8 protein-coding genes and 1 tRNA gene are annotated in these 17,334 nt (G+C 52.3%); 4 read left to right on the top strand and 5 right to left on the bottom strand.

Annotation, left to right across the window (positions count from 1 at the left end; translation table 11 throughout):
* Positions 1 to 145: 145 nt before the first annotated feature.
* Complete coding sequence (leuS, locus tag EKO24_RS07420; RefSeq protein ID WP_127030512.1) at positions 146 to 2,644, bottom strand: leucine--tRNA ligase; 2,499 nt, start codon at positions 2,642 to 2,644, stop codon at positions 146 to 148.
* Between the two features lie 83 nt (positions 2,645 to 2,727).
* Between leuS and EKO24_RS07415 the strand changes: the two genes are divergently transcribed.
* From EKO24_RS07415 to lnt, 3 genes are all read left to right on the top strand, one after another.
* Entirely contained in the window at positions 2,728 to 3,213 is a 486-nt protein-coding gene (locus tag EKO24_RS07415; protein ID WP_127030511.1) for a zinc ribbon-containing protein, read from the top strand.
* Positions 3,214 to 3,271: 58 nt separating this feature from the next.
* A complete protein-coding gene (locus tag EKO24_RS07410; RefSeq protein ID WP_127030510.1) occupies positions 3,272 to 4,054 on the top strand; it encodes a ParA family protein in 783 nt (260 codons plus the stop codon).
* 127 nt (positions 4,055 to 4,181) lie between these two features.
* The gene (gene lnt, locus EKO24_RS07405; RefSeq protein ID WP_127030509.1) at positions 4,182 to 5,750 is read left to right on the top strand and encodes an apolipoprotein N-acyltransferase; all 1,569 of its coding nucleotides are present in this window, start codon (positions 4,182 to 4,184) and stop codon (positions 5,748 to 5,750) included.
* Between the two features lie 991 nt (positions 5,751 to 6,741).
* On the opposite strand, the gene EKO24_RS22350 is transcribed toward lnt, so the two are convergent.
* The 4 genes from EKO24_RS22350 to EKO24_RS07390 all read right to left on the bottom strand — a co-directional run bounded on the left by EKO24_RS22350 (position 6,742) and on the right by EKO24_RS07390 (position 13,736).
* Positions 6,742 to 6,894, bottom strand: coding sequence for a hypothetical protein (locus tag EKO24_RS22350; protein ID WP_154671585.1), 153 nt, complete (start codon positions 6,892 to 6,894; stop codon positions 6,742 to 6,744).
* An 867-nt stretch (positions 6,895 to 7,761) separates the two neighbouring features.
* The gene (locus EKO24_RS07400) at positions 7,762 to 12,702 is read right to left on the bottom strand and encodes a diguanylate cyclase (protein WP_127030508.1); all 4,941 of its coding nucleotides are present in this window, start codon (positions 12,700 to 12,702) and stop codon (positions 7,762 to 7,764) included.
* 313 nt (positions 12,703 to 13,015) lie between these two features.
* Positions 13,016 to 13,102, bottom strand: a tRNA-Leu gene (locus tag EKO24_RS07395).
* A gap of 94 nt (positions 13,103 to 13,196) precedes the next feature.
* Positions 13,197 to 13,736 (bottom strand): Slp family lipoprotein, encoded by a 540-nt coding sequence (locus EKO24_RS07390; protein ID WP_127030507.1) that lies wholly within the window; start codon positions 13,734 to 13,736, stop codon positions 13,197 to 13,199.
* Between the two features lie 214 nt (positions 13,737 to 13,950).
* On the opposite strand from EKO24_RS07390, the gene EKO24_RS07385 reads away from it, so the two are divergent.
* A complete protein-coding gene (locus tag EKO24_RS07385) occupies positions 13,951 to 17,202 on the top strand; it encodes a DEAD/DEAH box helicase (protein ID WP_127030506.1) in 3,252 nt (1,083 codons plus the stop codon).
* Positions 17,203 to 17,334: the final 132 nt, after the last annotated feature.

Genomic DNA, 17,334 nt, shown 5'->3' with positions numbered 1-17,334 from the left:
GCTAAAGGCTAAAGGCTAAAGGCTAAAGGCTAAAGGCTAAAGGCTAAAGGCTAAAGGCTAAAGGCTAAAGGCTAAAGGCTAAAGGCTAAAAATTGCAACGCCCCTTAAACCCGAATGCAAGCTTTTTTAGCCCTTCGCCCTTCATCTAAATAACAATATTAACCAACTTCTTAGGCACCACGATGACCTTTTTGATCGGCTGGTCTTCAATAAAACGCTTAATGTGTTCATCATCCAGCGCCATGGCTTCTATTTCTTCCTTGGACGCATTGATCGACACCGACATTTTGCTGCGCAACTTACCGTTGACTTGCAATACCAGTTCCAGCGTATCCTGCGCCAGGGCCGATTCGTCGACGTTAGGCCATGATGCAGTGACCACGGCTTCTTGATGCCCCAGATCCAACCATAATTGATGGCAGATATGCGGCACAATCGGCGACAGCATCAGCACAATTGCTTCCAACGCTTCCTGACGAATCGCTTTGCCGTTGCCGGACTCGTCGGTAAATTTGGACAAGCTGTTGATCAGCTCCATATTCGCCGCAATCACCGTATTAAACGTATAACGTCTGCCGAAATCGTCGGTCGCTTTCTGGATAGCCAAATGCAGCTGGCGACGCACCGCCTGTTGCTCGGCAGTCAGAGTCTGTTTATCCAGCGGCGCCGTGGAACCTCCCGCCTCGCAATGCGTATAAGCCTGCTTCCACAACCGCTTCAGGAACCTGAACGCGCCTTCGACGCCGCTGTCGGACCATTCCAGCGATTGCTCAGGCGGCGCTGCGAACATGATGAACAAGCGCACGGTATCGGCGCCGTACTGATCGATTAACGCTTGCGGGTCAACCGTATTACCCTTGGATTTGGACATTTTACTGCCGTCTTTCAGCACCATGCCTTGCGTCAACAGGCGTTTGAACGGCTCGTCGGCAACCAACAGCCCTTCGTCGCGCAGTAATTTGTTGTAAAAACGCGCGTACAGCAAATGCAGAATCGCGTGTTCGATGCCGCCGATATAATGATCCACCGGCAGCCAATATTTAGCGCTTTCGTCGATCATGCGGTCCGGATTTTTGCCGGCAAAACGCGCGAAATACCAGGACGACTCCATGAACGTATCGAACGTATCGGTTTCGCGGCGCGCCGGTTTGCCGCAGCACGGGCAGGTCGTATGCGAGAAAGTCGGATGCGCGATCAGAGGCGATTGCGAACCGTCCAGCACAACGTCTCTTGGCAGTTCAATCGGTAAGTCTTTTTCAGGAACAGGCACGGTACCGCAGTCATCGCAGTAAATAACCGGAATCGGCGCGCCCCAATAACGCTGGCGGGAAACACCCCAATCGCGCAGGCGGAAGTTGGTCTTGCGCAGGCCTTTGCCGTCTTTTTCCAGCGCTTCGGCAATCGCGCCGAACGCTTGCTCCGACGTCAAACCGTCGAACTGGCCGGAGTTTTTCAATACGCCTTTTGCAGTATAAGCCTGCTCTGAACAATCCGCTTCGCCGCCGTCTTTGGCGAAAATAACTTGCTTAATCGCAATGCCGTATTTTTGCGCAAACTCGAAGTCGCGTTGGTCGTGCGCCGGAACCGACATCACCGCGCCGGTACCGTAGCCCATCAATACGAAGTTGGCGATCCACACCGGCACTTGTTCGCCGGTAATCGGATGAACAGCTTTGACGCCGGAATCCTTACCGAGTTTTTCCATGGTTTCCATCGCCGCTTCGGACGTTTCCATGGTTTTGCACGCTTCGATAAACGCGGCGATCTCGGTGTTACTTTCCGCAGCTTTCAGCGCGACCGGATGTTCGGCCGCGACAGCCAGATAAGTCACGCCCATCAACGTATCGGGACGGGTCGTGTAAATGCGCAACGGCTGTTCGGAACCCGGCACCGCAAAATCCATTTCGACGCCTTCGGAGCGGCCGATCCAGTTGGCTTGCATGGTCTTGACCTGCTCCGGCCAGCCGTCCAATGTCTCCAGCGAAGCCAGCAACTCGTCGGCATAAGCGGTGATTTTCAAGAACCATTGCGCGATTTCCTTGCGCTCGACTTTAGTGTCGCAACGCCAGCAGCAACCGTCGATGACCTGTTCGTTGGCCAGCACGGTCATGTCGTTCGGGCACCAATTGACCGGGGCTGTCTTTTTGTAAACCAAGCCTTTTTCCAGCAGCTTCAGGAAGAACCATTGCTCCCACTTATAATAATCGGGATCGCAGGTGGCCAGCTCGCGGTTCCAATCGTAACCGAAACCTAAGCGTTTAAGCTGGTCGCGCATGTAGTCGATGTTGCTGTAAGTCCAATCGGCCGGATGCACGCCGTGCTGCATAGCCGCGTTTTCCGCAGGCAATCCGAACGCGTCCCAGCCCATCGGCTGCATGACGTTCTTGCCCAGCATGCGTTGGAAACGGCTAATCACGTCGCCGATCGTGTAATTGCGGACATGGCCCATGTGCAGCTTGCCGCTAGGGTAAGGAAACATGGACAAACAGTAATACTTTTCGACAACTGCTCCCTGCGTTGCTCTACCTCCTGCATCCCTGCAGTCGTCTTGTGGGGACGATTCAGACACATTGAACACACCCGAGTTATCCCAGGCGGCCTGTACTTCTTGCTCAATCGTCAACGGCTTATAATTTTCTTGCATCCTTCTCGTCTTTTACCAGTCAAAAGCGTTAGAATACCGTACAGTTGCTTAAATCTAAAGCGCCATTTTCAGGAATTGAACCTATGAATAAAAACAAACTTGTCGCCGCCTATTCCGATTTTATGAAACATCTCCATGAAACCATGGAAGAGACGTTGCACTCTTTTGCCGAAGCATTAGAAATATCGAAAGAAAAAACCAGCAAAGACAGCAATTTGACCAACGATGAACTGGACCAGGTTTCAAAATTCGTTAAACGCGATATTGAACATGCCGCCCATGGCCTGACGGCAAAAGAAGATAAAGAATCGCTGTCCGAATGGTTTAAATTCGATATTGAGTTAATCGAGAACTTTGCGCTGGACGCTTTCTTAAGCGTTGCCGATAAAACCCGCATCGAACTGGCAAAAATCGAGCAAATTGCCGAGACCCACACCTATCACAGCGGCGACGTCACATCGCCGGGGACTTTTATCTGCGATGACTGCGGAAAAGAAATTGCTTTTAAGACACCCAGCGAAATTCCCGAATGTCCGCAATGCCACGGCAAAACCTTTATCCGTATTTGATATTGCCGGTCCAAGCTTTATAATGCGACTTTCAACTATTTGATTTAACGGGGATAACATGCGCAGAGTCATTTTCAACCAGAAAGGCGGCGTCGGCAAATCGACTATTACATGCAACTTAGCCGCCATCAGCGCTGTTGAAGGCAAGCGTACATTGGTCATCGATCTTGATGTTCAGGGCAACTCAACGCAATACCTGCTCGGCAACAAAATCAGCGATAGCGACAAAACCATCGCCCACTTTTTTAAAGACTGCCTAAGCTTATCCCTGTTTGGCGGCGGCTCATCCGGTTCGGGGCTTGAAACTGCGATACACGAAACTCCGTTCCCCAACCTGTTTGTGCTGCCCTCCCACCCCGATCTAGAGCCATTGCAAGGTCGCTTGGAATCGCGGATGAAAATCTTTAAGTTAAAAGAAGCGCTGGAGAAGCTGGAAGGCTTTGACGAGATTTATATGGATACGCCGCCCATCCTGAATTTCTACAGCCAATCCGCATTGATTGCGGCCGAAAAATGCCTGATTCCGTTCGATTGCGATACTTTTGCCAGAGAAGCGTTGTATTCACTGATGCAGGTGGTTGCGGAGGTTAAGGCAGACCATAACCATGCCCTTGAAGTTGAAGGCATCATCGTCAACCAATACCAAAAACAAGCCAATATGCCGCGCCAGATCGTCGAAGAACTTATTGCCGAAGGCTTGCCGGTATTGGCCGCGATGATTTCGCCATCGGTCAAAGTCAGGGAATCGCACACGGAATCAAAACCGATGGTGCATTATGTGCCCAATCATAAACTGACCGACGAATACCGCGCATTGCATGCGGAGATTCATGGGAGTTAAGCTGTAAACATATCATCGTTCCCCCGCTCCGGCGTGGGAACGCCCCTACACGCTCCAGCGGTGCGAGTCGCAGAGCGTCTCTAGCGGCGGATTATCACCGCATAATTAACACCGCATTTCTAACACCATGAACAGCCTTAAGCCCTGGTTACCCCCTATCCTGTCCGGCATCCTGATCGGCACCAGTTACATCCCCTTCCCGCCTTGGGCCTCTTTGTTCTGCTTTATACCATTGTGGTTTTTTTGGAACCGGCAAACAAACCTGAAAAACATTTTTATCGGCGGCCTGATTACCTCATTCGTGTTCACGCTGATCGGCTTTAACTGGGTCACTTACTTGCTGCATGAATTCGCCCATCTGGACTGGCCTGTCGCGGTCATCGGCATGGTGATCTATGGACTGATAGCGCACTTATTTGTACCGTTGGCGGGGGTACTCTGGTTTCTGGGGCAAAAGAAGTTCCAATGGTCAAAGCAGCTTTCGCTCGGCTTGATGGCGTTGATCACTACGCTGTGCGAAGCCTACTCGCTGACCCTGTTCGACTGGAATTTCGGTTATTCCTGGTACGGCGCCAATATCCCCGTTTACCATTGGGCGGAAGTGATCGGTTTCAGCGGACTGAGCGCAGCAACGCTGCTTTGCAATCTGCCGCTTTATATTGCCTGGGAGCAACGTAAACAAAAAACCGGCAAAATCATTTTAGCGACTGTTGTTACAGGTTTTATATTGCTGAACGCAGGCGGTCTTTGGCTTAAAAACCGGCTGCCGCAACCGGACGCATCGTTTAAAGCGCTGCTAGTCCAAGCCTATATCGAAAACGCGGAAAAACTGGCCGCCGAACTTGGCAAAGGCTACGGCAAAGAAATATTCACTCGCTACATCACACTGACCGACAATGCGCTTAAAGCCCATCAAAATGAAAAAATCGACTTTGCGATGTGGCCTGAAACCGCGTTTCCGGCATTATTGGGAGAACAATTTAAATCCGACGCCTATCCTGTAGCCCTGGCACAGTTTCTACAAAACCGCCAACTGCCGCTGATCACTGGCGCTTACAGCGTCGATCAGCCGTCCCGCTTGATTACCAATTCTCTGTTCGTATTGAATAAAGACGGCGAGATCGTACCGCCGCATTACAGCAAATCGATCTTGTTGGCCTTTGGCGAATATATTCCCGGCGAACAGTTTTTCCCCGAAATCCGCAACTGGCTGCCGCCGACCGGCCACTTTGCCAGAGGCCGCGGCCCGAGCGAATTGCTGCACTGGAACGGTTATAAAATGGGCGCGCAGATCTGCTATGAAAGCCTATTCCCGAAATTCTCGCGCTCATTGGCCGAGCTGGGCGCGCAATTCATTGTCAACGCGACCAACGACTCCTGGTACGGCGCATGGCAGGAACCCTACCAGCACATGTACATGACGCTGGCGCGCGGCGTGGAGTTTCGCCGACCGGTATTGCGCGTCACCAACACCGGCATATCCACCGTCTCGCTAGCCTCGGGAGAAATCCTGCAGCGCTCGCCGGTGCATCAAGCTTGGTCCGGTTTATACGAAGTGCCTTACCTGAAAAATCCGCCTGCAACGTTCTACCAAAACTGGTTTTGGTTGGTACCGGGGTTGTTGTGGGGAGCGCTGGTTTTATTGTTGGGGATTGGCTTCGTAAACCGGTTGAATAATAACGGTGCCAAGAATTAGTTCTCGTAACCGCATAGGTTTCGAGCGCTCAAAATCACCCGCCCTAAAAATGCTAAATAACCCACACTATTGATTTAGCTAGGTAATAGCACTTATTGATTGCAAGCATTGAAGGTTCTATTCTGCGAATCAACCGTTTTCAGGTGCATGCTGGACTGAATTTTAATTTCAACTGAAATGGCTTATTGCGCCGTTTCCGGCTTAGGTTGAGGGAAAAATGATGCTAAAAAAATTAACGTTGGAAGCTTGGACTCTCTATTTAAAAATCTTAAACGCTGAGTTCGCGTCGGAATTTTCGGATTGTATGGATAGACAGTATAGATTGGCGGACCGGGCTTATTACCGTTATAGACGGCGGCGCGCCTTGGATGCCTAATATAAAACAGCGGACAATAAAAAAGGATTTGGCATCGCCTAAGCCTTTAAATAGATGGTGCCTCGGGCCGGAGCCGAGCCTGCACGGAGTTTCCCCTGAAGAACTTTAAGTCTATTATAGATCAATAGCTTACAAAAAACACAACAACCAATAACAATAAAATCAGCACATTAGGCTTAATTCCTTGTTGTCTTTATTTGCAGCTTTTCACCGTTTTTTATGGCTGAGTGTCCCACGGAACAAACAAAAAACCGGCATAGTTAGCCGGTTTTTTGCTCTCTTATGAACATTGCTAAATATCTTTAAAGTCTCCGTCCAATTAGCCTTCATCGGGACCACCCTTATATGAAGAGTATTTGGCTCAAGGCCCGGATATTTTTTCTTTCATGCCTCAAGCTGTTTTTCTTCACTTCCACACCCAAACAAATTATGAGCGACAGTCACGCACTTGTTATCATTCTCTGCTTTATGTTGGTGCTCCAATTTTTCCAGCCTTGATTTAATACCCATTTTGCTCCGCCCAGGCTGCCTCTGATATTTGCGGACGAAGCTTTATTGTCGGTGCTGTTGTCGCCTTTGCGCCGTTCGGTGCTTCCAACCTATCTACTCTGGTCTTCAGTCTCGTTGTTTATTCGCCAATGCATCTATCCGTTTTTCCAGGTCGCTGCCTTCAATCACTTTGCCGACTGCCTGCAACATCCACGTTAATTTGACCGCGTCCTGTCCATCCACAATCCCAGACCGTGCTTCTCGATATACCTTTGCCATTTTCCGCTTCACGTCAGCCATAGTGTCTAGCTTGCATCGGTAACGCTGGCCTTTCTGCGGGGGTAGAGTTTCAATCTCGCCCGTTGCGGCGTCTATCTCTACAGGGTATTGATTTATCGTTATTCAGCCTCCTGTAATATAGTGCCGTGCATCTATTTTTTATCAAAAATGCCTAACCCAGACCCCGATAAAATAGCTAAAATAATTTAGCGGTTTTAGCGGAATCCAGGTCTACGCATTTTTATAGAAAAACGTGGTTAAAGCAAAAGTGGCCGTCCACGATTGCCGGTTGCTGGTTTGCGTTCCATCATCAGCCAGTTTTCATCCATCAAGATGTTGCAGGTTGCTTCGACTTCCTGCCGGTCTTTCAATCTGTACCAACCTTTGTCATAGACTGCTTTGCAGGTAAACGGACTAGAGCAATTCTCGATTACTTAAGATCAGTCCTGATGATTGCACGCTATTTGTTGGGCAATAGGTGTTTGCAAGAGCACGAATTAAGTCCCGTTTGCTGCGCCGAGCACCGGAGCTTTCGCCGGGAAAATGCCCGCAGGGGCGCGGCAAGGAGGCCGCGCGTTGCCAGAGGGCCAGGGATGGCCCTTCTGGCACCCCCCGGTGAAAGTGAGGAGCGCAGGAAACAAGCGGCAACGGGCCGCCTTTTCTTTGGATACTTTCTTTTGGCGGAGCAAAAGAAAGTATCTCGCCTTCGGGGGCGAGACCCCGATTCAAATAATCCGTCGCGTGAGCGACTCTTTAACTAACAAAGAAATGCTCTAGTAGTCAGTCATTTGAACTACAAGGATTCAAGACAAACTTGGAGGCATACATATGGCGACTCAGTGTTGAGTCAGCCATTCGACGTCCAGATCAGGCTGAGACGACCCGGTTGCGGCCTGACTGTTTGGCCTGATATAGCCGGGCGTCCGCTACAGTCAATATTTCTCCAGGGTCGGCAGGGCTATGAGGAACTCCGGCCGCTACGCCGGCACTGATCGTCACTACCGGACCAGCGCTGCTCTTCGCATGTGGAATCGCACTGGCTTCGACTGCTTGGCGTAACCGATCGGCCACTGTAGCCGCCTGGGCATCGGTCAAACCCGGCATTACGACAACGAATTCCTCGCCGCCATAACGTGCCACAAGGTCATTGCCGCGCTGCAGCGTGGTGGCCAGCGTTTGTGCAACCTGTCGCAAACAAGCGTCGCCTTCCTGATGTCCATAATGGTCGTTGTAACCCTTGAAATAATCGATGTCGATCATGATTACTGCAACCGGTAACTGCTGCCGCGCGGAACGTCTTAGTTCGTCGGCCCAGACCATGTCGAACTTGCGCCGATTGGCAATGCCGGTAAGGCCATCACACTCGCTCAGTGCCAACAACTGAGCATTAACTTCGGCCAGTTCCTTTGTCCGTTGATTGACCTTACGTTCCAGCGACTCATACAGCCGGCTGTTTTCAATCGAAATCGACAACTGCGAGCAAAGCAGGGTGACCATTTCGATACGCTGCGGTGTAAACGCCGCGCGGCAAAGGCGATTTTCCAGACTCAGAATGGCTGTAACCGTGCCATGGGTTAATATTGGCAGAGCCAGCAACGAGCAGTACTGCAAATCGGTAAAGTAAAGGTCGCCAATAAATCGGCTGTCGCTTACGGCGTCCTCAGAAATCAACGGCTCACGTATTTTCTGGAACAAGTGCCAGGATCTGGCGGGTAGTAGTTGCCGTTCGACGGCCATGGCCAGGGACATGCGTTCTAGTGGCTGCTGGTCGCGCAGGCCCCCTTCGAGGCTCCACCCCTCTGCGTCATCGAGGAGGAGAAAACGTACGTCAGTAGCTCCAGTCAGTTGGCCGATCAGCGTTACCAACCTGTCGGTTAAGCTAGTAAGCGAAATTTCCGATGCCAGCGCCTGGGAAGCGCGCAATAGGGCTTCAAGATCGATCGTATCGGAATTCACGCTCCTGGTGGTAGTGCCATGGTGACGAACCAGATCGAGGAACGGATAGGCAGCTAGCATGGCATTGGTCTTGCCGGAAGCCCCCCAGAGTTGATAGCGCTTGAGAGCCTTATTCAACAGGTGACGCCCACAGGACTCCAAACCGTGACGCAAATAGCAAGTGCCGGCGTGTTCCATGATCAGAGCAAGTTGCCAGCCATGCCGCTGTTCGGTGCTCCACCGCATGGCTTGCTCGAAGCTTTGCAGGGCAGACCAGGGCTGCCCTAGCCGGTCAAACCTATAGGCCTCAATGAGATCGTGCAGATAGGCGAAATTCATGGGCGAGTCGGCGGCCCTTGCGCCAAGCCATATCTGGTTTTGTCCGACGTGTAGAAGTAATGTCTCGCGCATCGCATCTGGCGCATCGTTCAGCTTTTCCAGCAATGAGAACGAGTGCAAAAAATTGACCAGTGCGGTTGGGTAGAAACCGACAATATAAGGAGTCAATGTGGCTGCGGCATCGGCATGGAAGATCAGTGCCTCGCGATCATTGAACAACAGGGCCGACAAGGCGCGATAGGCATGGAAGTAGCAACGAGCCATCGGATTGTGGGCAATGACCTCTAGATGCTTATATTCTGAACAGTCTTCAGTCTCGAAACTGCCTGGGCCGACTGTTTCGCCTTCGAGGGCTCGCGCAAGTTGCCGGAAGGCGACAAAGGCTTGCTCGGCATGTAGATTCCCGGTTTTCCTTGTGATCTCGAAAGCTGCGGCAATCTCGTTCTTGAACTGCGCAAGATGATTGCAGGTCCCGAGCATGGCGGCTTGCGATGTGAAGAAGGTGTAACTGGCGAATTCAAACTCGCCGGCACGGATCAGCTTGTTGAAGGCGGAACGGGCATGATCCAAAGCCTCGGAAAGCGGTTCAAACCAGTGGCAGTTGAAGAGTGCGAAAACATGTTCGGTGCGTGCCGTTTCTACTCCGCCATCGCGTTGCAGGCCGATCTCAAGGGCGTGGCGCGCAACGCGGTAGCCGCTGGCGTAGTCATTCCGTAAGGGAATGGTCGCCAGAATGGTGCATGCGGTCGCATAGATGAACTGATCCGAATAGCCTTCATTCAGCCATCGGCGCGCCAAACGCACCGACAACCAGCACGCCAGTAGCGGCTCGGCAAAGAAGGCCACGGGAATCATATGGTTTTGCAACTTGGCGATGGCACTTTGCGTCATGTCGTTCACAGCCGGGGCATCCGCTAGTCGATCCAGGGTACCCTCGGCCAGTTGCCGGTACAAATAGTCAAGCTCCTCCTGCAAGGCCGGTAAAAGCGCGGCGAGTGGCGGTTCTTGATCGAGGAGGCCAAGTAGGGTGGCGCCGATAGCAATACCTTCCGAATAACGAGTACGGTTGGACAAGCTGCGGATCTGGGTGCAAGCGGCATCGACCAGTTGCAGGGGCTTGTTGTTATGCTCGGCCAGTAGTCGATAGACGGCATCAGCCTCATCGTAACGCGCCAAGCTGTACAAAATTAAATGATATTGCGTATGCAATTCGCTGCAAACGGTGAAACTGGTGCTCCAGGGTTGCGATGACAGTAAGGCGATCGCCAAGCGCAGAAAGCGCTCGGCCGTTGCGAAGGCGCCGACCTGCCCGGCCTGACTAGCGGCATCGCGGAACAAACCGCGAATCCGGTCGCGCTCGGTTGCTTCGCATTTCGCCTCAACAAGTTCCGGCGCCTGAGCATAATGCATAGCGGCCAGAAAAGAGTCGGCGTCGGCGAAACGGCGTGCGATGGCCAAGTGCTGGCGACTGCGCCAGTGCTCGTCGCGCATCTGATAAACCGCCTGTTGCATGCGGTCGTGGCAGAAGTGAAGCTTTGCATCCGGTGCCATTCGTTCGAAGGCTAATACGTCGGGGCTCTCGATGATGCCGTACTCCAGCGCGGGTTGAAGGCGGGCCACGAGTTCAGGCAATTCGCTGCCGCTCGCTAGCGCCAGCATCGCCAGACTGCAACTCGTGCCCAGGCAGGCGGCGATGACCAATTCATCGCTGACGACCTGCTGGGCGCCGGCCAGATTGGCCATGAGAAAGTCGACAACATTGCAGCTGACCTGCCGCGCCGCCAAGGCAGCATCGTCGCAGAGCCAGCGCCCGGCTTCTGTATCGGGACGCAGTATTCCTTCGCGATACAGCGTCTGCACCAATTCGATACTAAAAAATGGATTGCCACCGGTCTTGGCGAATATCCCCTCCACCAACGCAGCGACTTCTGTTGGTGCTTGGCCCAGCATGTCGGCCAACAGCGCGCCAATATTGTCGGAGTCCAGAGGTTCGAGTCGCAACTGGCTGGCCAGGCCCTGAGCTAGCTGTACCTGCAACAATTGATGCAAGGGGTGGGTAGTATCGACTTCATTGTCGCGATAAGCGCCGATGAACAAGAAGCCATCAAGCTGAACGTCTTCTAACAAGGCTGCAATAAAGTCCAATGAAGGTTGGTCCGCCCACTGCAAATCGTCGAGGAACAACACGATGGGCTGGTTGACCGAGGCCAGCGTGCGCAGGAAGGCAACCAGCAAACGCCGCAGGCGCCGTTGGGCTTCGATCAGGCCAAGGGCTTGGGCGATTGGTTGCACGCCGATGAAGTTTTCCAACTCAGGCACCGCCTCGCACAGCACACCGGCATCCGGGCCGAGCGCATCGAGCAGTTGTTGCCGCAGTTGTTCTTGTTTGTCCTCGGAGCATCCAGACAGCCATTGGGTCAGCTGACGCAGGGCTTGAGCGGGAGCGTGGAAAGGCCGGTCGCTCAAGAATTGCTCGAATTTCCCCTCCAGAAACAGCCCATCGACCAAGGCCACGGGCCGGTGCAGTTCGTGGATCAATGCGCTCTTTCCCACTCCGGAATAGCCGGCAACAAAAATCCCCTGCCGAATGCAGCGCCGTGCGCCGTCAAAGGCTTCTTGAAGATGTGCACACTCTTGCGCACGGCCATACAGCCGGCACGGGGAACGGGGCGAAAGTGGCAGGTCGTGCCGGCGCAACTCGATGGTTGACAGTGACGAGCCGACTGCCACAGCGGCGCCGATGCCGCGCAGATCGTGCAGCAGACCGGCAGCACTCTGGTAGCGAGCGTCGGGATCCTTGGCCAATAAGCACAGGATCATTTCGGCAAGCTGCGCAGGCATCCAAGGTGATTGCTTCGACGGCGACGTTGGGGGTTCAGCGAGGTGGGCGCGCACTAGCGCGAGCACATCATCGCCAGCAAAAGGCGGGGTGCCGGTAGCCAGTGCGTATAACGTGGCGCCAAGAGAATACAGATCGGTACGGTAATCTACCGTTCGATTCATGCGTCGGGTCTGTTCGGGAGACATGTAGGCCGGGGAGGCAGCCTGGAAATTTGAAGTATCCAGAGACACTTGCTCGGCGGCAAAGGTCGTGGCGCTACCGAAATCGATCAGTTGCACACTCAAATCATCTGGCCGTACCAAGATGTTAGTAGGATTGATGTCCTTGTGAATTACACCGCACTGATGCAGGTCGGCAAGTATCTGCGCTAGTTGTTCGGCCAGTGTTAGGAAACCTTCTAGGCCAACCTGTCCCAACAATCCCGAATCACTCAGTACGACACCACCAAAATCGGCCAACACCAGCTCCATTGATGCCAAATCGAGGCGTATTAATTGCGGACACCCCGTCACACCTTGCAGACGGGCAAGGATGCGCTGCTCGTTCTGTAATGCTTGCCAAGCCGAATCGTTGACGCCGAGTGAGGTGTTGCAACGCTTAACAATCACAGTGCCTGCAACCGGGTCATGTAGACGCAAAATCTGATATGCCGAATTACGGTAAAGGAGGGGCGATTCTGGATTCAGGTTCATATCATTATATGATACGGGATGTTTGATGCCTTGCGTAGATTTTTATAAATACTTAGTGGAACTGCTGCGAAGCAGTGTATGGCAGTTTGAAATGCTACAAACAAAACGTCTGTAACTGCAGTTGAGACACCTTGGAGAGGAGAGCAACGACCGCAAAGGGCCGAGCCGAGACTAATTTTGGCAATTGTCAGATCAAGCCCAGAGTTTTCCCCTAACTATTGGGACTTGTTGTGGTGTGTTATTTTGAAGTGTCCCACAAAAACGACAGGCATAAAAAAAGAACTTGGCTTTTGGCCTAAGCTCTTGATTCCAATGGTGCCTCGGGCCGGAGTCGAACCGGCACGGGGTTTCCCCCGAGGGATTTTAAGTCCCTTGCGTCTACCAATTTCGCCACCGAGGCATCGATAACTCTGGTAAGCCGCGTATTATATAGCAACAAAAAAAATAAACCAGACCTCTACTAAAAAAAACTCAAATTCTTGTCATAATATGTTTTAACGATAGCGCACCCCCGGTCGCGCGAACGGCCAATAATAGTCGCCCCAGTAATAAGGATAGCCGGTATAGTAAGGATTGTAGCCGTAACCGTCATAACGGCTGTCGCATTCGTAAACCGGCCAGCGGTAAATGGTCGTGGCTGAAATCAATGGTAAGCGCATCACTTTTTTGCCTACCGTACGTTCAATATCGCCGATAAGAGTGCCGGCGACTGTGATCTCGGTATTTTTGGTATAAACAGCCGGATCAAGAAACTCTTGAGTTTTAAAAACGAATCGGCCCGCGTTCGGCTTATCCGTCTCCGGTTCGCCCTCCCAGTCCAATGGATAATACAACACCTGTACCTGAGTAAAGTTCTGTTCATTCTCCACATCGGTAATGATGCCTCCCCAGCGCACCGGTGCATCCTTATAACCGGCAACGTTCTGGATTGCCTGAGTATAGGAAATATCGTTCGAAGGAGGATTTTTTATCGCAGTGGGCAAATTCGCACAAGCATTCAACAATAAACAGATAATTAACAAATACCTTTTCATTCTTATTCTCCTGCTGTTTATGGATTTTTATCCCCCAAAAGGGCATAAGTTTCGTTTGCGCAGACGAGCTGCTCAACTCAGCTTTAATCGCCAGTTTCTGATCATACTTAATCAGAAAACCTACACTAACGCCATTGTTAAAGATACCTATTCCTGCAACTACGCCGGATTGCAGTACAATATGCGCCCTGTTCAACTGTCCAAGCCTGTTTCTATGAATAAACAAAAAAAACTGCTCCGCTCCGATATACGCTACGAATGTGGCGACGCTTTTTACGAACGGGGACGCAGCTATTTTGAAAGAGGCATGGTCATTACTTTTACAGTCAAAAGCGAAGGCGCTCTTTTTGCCCAGATCAATGCCGCCGTCCAAGGCAGCCATAAAGACCCGTACCGGCAGAATATCCGCATCGTCTGGCGTCCCGACTATAGAGCGGCAGAGATTGAAGGCGACTGCACATGCCCGGTCGGCTATAACTGCAAACACGTTGCCGCTGTTTGCCTGATGTATCAAAGCCCCAACCAGAACGCGTCTTCACAGGAGGCAAAACCTAACTGCCTCGATTGGCTCGATAGCCTTCATCAGCGCGCGCCCGTGCAACACGATATTCGCCAGGATTTTATCGCCTACATCCTGAAGCCCGGCAATGCGAAATACGAATTCACTATAGACCTGTTAGTCACGAAAGAAAAGAAAGCCGGAGGATTGCACAAAGGCCGGAAAACTGTCTTGAATAGCCTGCGTTATAGCTATTCCCACCTCAATTACGTCCAACCGGAAGATCAAGAAATAGCAAAACTGCTGACAGCGCTTAACCCTTCATTTAAAGATGAACCATTGATTGCCGGCGCAACCGGCTATTTAGCGTTATCCAAGTTATTGGAAAGCGGCCGGTTATTCTGGAAAGACGTTGAACAAGCTCCGTTAAAAAAAGGAACCGACCGCGAATTAAAATTTAGCTGGCAAACAGCCGACAACGGCGACTATCAATTAACGGCCAAAATCGATCCGCCTGCAATGCTGCTGCTGACAGACCCGCCGCAATACCTGGATGAAGCGTTGGGACTGATCGGTCCGTTCAGAGCGCCTCATCTTTCAAGCGATCAACTTGCCACAATCCTGGCCGCGCCGCGCATTCCGCCCGAATATGCCGATGAGTTTAGCCAACGCCTGATTATCGAACATCCCGGCTTGCCGATTCCTGCGCCTAAAAAAGTCGAGTTAATCGAAGCCGACCAGCTATCGCCGACGCCTAAACTTTTGCTGTTCGGACATCAGCTTAACGCCCAGCAGTACACCCATTTTATGGCCGTCAGCTTCAGTTACGGCGAATGGACAATTTCCGCAACCCCCACGGAAGATTACAGCGTCGTGAAAACCAATCGCGGCCTGATCCGGATTAAACGCGACATAGGCGCCGAACAACAGGCCGTACATCGCTTGACCGAGCTTGGCTTTATCACTGCCCCATCGATAGAAAGCGGCGTACAGGAACTGCTGTTGTTCAGTCCGGCGAAAACGCCAATGGATAGCGCCGCACGCTGGGGAGAATTCCTGCAAGACAGCCTGCTGGAACTCGAACAAGACGGCTGGCTCATCGACATCGATGAAAGTTTCCTGCTGAATTTCCAAACCGCTCACAACTGGGACGCACAAATCAGCGAAGGCCAGCAAGACTGGTTCGAGATGACCTTTAACATCGAAATAGACGGCCAGCCCCTGCCCTTGCTGCCGTTAATCATGCCGGTGCTGGAAAATTACGACCCCGAAAACCTGCCGGAAATGCTTAGCATCCCTCTGGGCGCGCACAATTACCTGAGCCTGCCCAGCAGTAAAATCAAACCTTTCCTGAACGTGTTGATAGAGCTATTCAACAGCAGCACGATGGGCCAAGACGGCTCGCTGAGACTATCCCGTTTTAACGCCGCAATGCTGGCCGACTTGGAAGAACACAACCACGGCATATTCTCCATCAACGGCGGCAAAGAGCTGCGGGAACTGGGGCAAAAGCTGAAAAACTTCAGCGGCATCGAAAACGTCGCCCCGCCTGACAACTTGCAGGCGGAGCTACGGCCTTACCAGCAACATGGCCTCAACTGGCTGCAATTTCTGCGGGAATATAAATTCTCCGGCATCCTCGCCGACGACATGGGACTCGGTAAAACCATACAGACGCTAAGCCACCTGTTGCTCGAAAAACAAAGCGGCCGCATGAACCTGCCCAGCCTGATCATCGCGCCGACCAGCCTGATGAGCAACTGGCGGCGGGAAACCGAACGCTTCACGCCCGACTTGAAAATCCTGATTTTACAGGGCACAGAACGTAAACAGCTGTTTTACAAAATCAGGGACTACGACCTGATCCTGACCACCTACCCGCTGCTGCCGCGAGACGAGGAAACGCTGCTCGAACACGAGTACCATTACCTGATCCTCGACGAAGCCCAGACCGTAAAAAACCCGCTGTCCAAAGCCGCGCAACTGGTGCGCCGCATCAAAGCCAATCACCGGCTTTGCCTGACCGGCACGCCGATGGAAAACCATCTGGGCGAACTGTGGGCGCAATTCGACTTCCTGATGCCGGGCTTTCTCGGCGACCTCGCCGCATTTAAAAAACACTACCGTACTCCGATTGAGATATATGGCGATGGCGAAAAACGCGCAAAGCTGTCGCGCCGGGTTGCGCCGTTCATGCTGCGCCGTACCAAACACGAAGTCGCCACCGAATTGCCGCCTAAAACCGAAATTATCCGTTCGGTCCCGCTTTATCAAAAACAAGCCGCGCTGTACGAAAGCATCCGCCTGACCATGGAAAAGAAAGTCCGCGACGCGATTGCCGAAAGAGGCATGTCGCGCAGCCACATCACCATACTCGACGCGTTGCTGAAACTGCGTCAAACCTGCTGCGACCCGCGCACCTTGTCGTTGAAAGAAGCGCAAAAAGTACAGGAATCCGCCAAGCTCGACCTGCTGATGGAAATGCTGCCGGAACAGTTGGAAGAAGGCCGCCGGATTTTAGTGTTCTCACAATTCACACGGATGATTGCGCTGATTGAAAACGAATTGAACGCCCGGAAAATCGGCTACGCCAAACTGACCGGCCAAACCCGCAACCGCGACGAAGCGATAGAGCGGTTCAAAAGCGGCGAAGTAAACGTATTCCTGATCAGCCTGAAAGCCGGCGGCGTCGGCCTGAACCTGACCGAAGCCGATACCGTGATCATCTACGACCCCTGGTGGAACCCCGCCGCCGAAAGCCAAGCCGCGGACCGCGCCCATCGTATCGGCCAGGACAAGCCGGTTTTCATCTACAAATTGATTACTGAAAACACGGTCGAAGAAAAAATTATCGCAATGCAGGACAAAAAGCGCGCCTTGGCCGAGGGGATTTACAAAGGCGGCGACAAAGAAGAATCGTTGAAGCTGACAGCCGAGGATTTGACGGCGTTGTTTGAGCCGTTGTGAAAACTCTTGCCCCCTTAAAGCCTGCGACAGCTTGCTTATCATATATAGAACTTACGCATTGACAGCCGGTATAGAATATGAGGCATGAACTAACCCTAGGCAACGGAAGGCCCGCCCGTGATAAGAAAAATA

This window comes from Candidatus Methylobacter oryzae (genome assembly GCF_003994235.2).
Classification (GTDB): domain Bacteria; phylum Pseudomonadota; class Gammaproteobacteria; order Methylococcales; family Methylomonadaceae; genus Methylobacter_A; species Methylobacter_A oryzae.
This window is presented reverse-complemented; position numbering and strand designations above follow the sequence as displayed.

Bases quoted from the DNA above. Each gene is read 5' to 3' on its own strand.
- EKO24_RS07390 (WP_127030507.1), bottom strand. From the start codon at position 13,736: ATGAAAAGGTATTTGTTAATTATCTGTTTATTGTTGAATGCTTGTGCG.
- leuS (WP_127030512.1), bottom strand. From the start codon at position 2,644: ATGCAAGAAAATTATAAGCCGTTGACGATTGAGCAAGAAGTACAGGCC.
- EKO24_RS07410 (WP_127030510.1), top strand. From the start codon at position 3,272: ATGCGCAGAGTCATTTTCAACCAGAAAGGCGGCGTCGGCAAATCGACT.
- EKO24_RS22350 (WP_154671585.1), bottom strand. From the start codon at position 6,894: ATGGCAAAGGTATATCGAGAAGCACGGTCTGGGATTGTGGATGGACAG.
- lnt (WP_127030509.1), top strand. From the start codon at position 4,182: ATGAACAGCCTTAAGCCCTGGTTACCCCCTATCCTGTCCGGCATCCTG.
- EKO24_RS07400 (WP_127030508.1), bottom strand. From the start codon at position 12,702: ATGAACCTGAATCCAGAATCGCCCCTCCTTTACCGTAATTCGGCATAT.
- EKO24_RS07415 (WP_127030511.1), top strand. From the start codon at position 2,728: ATGAATAAAAACAAACTTGTCGCCGCCTATTCCGATTTTATGAAACAT.
- EKO24_RS07385 (WP_127030506.1), top strand. From the start codon at position 13,951: ATGAATAAACAAAAAAAACTGCTCCGCTCCGATATACGCTACGAATGT.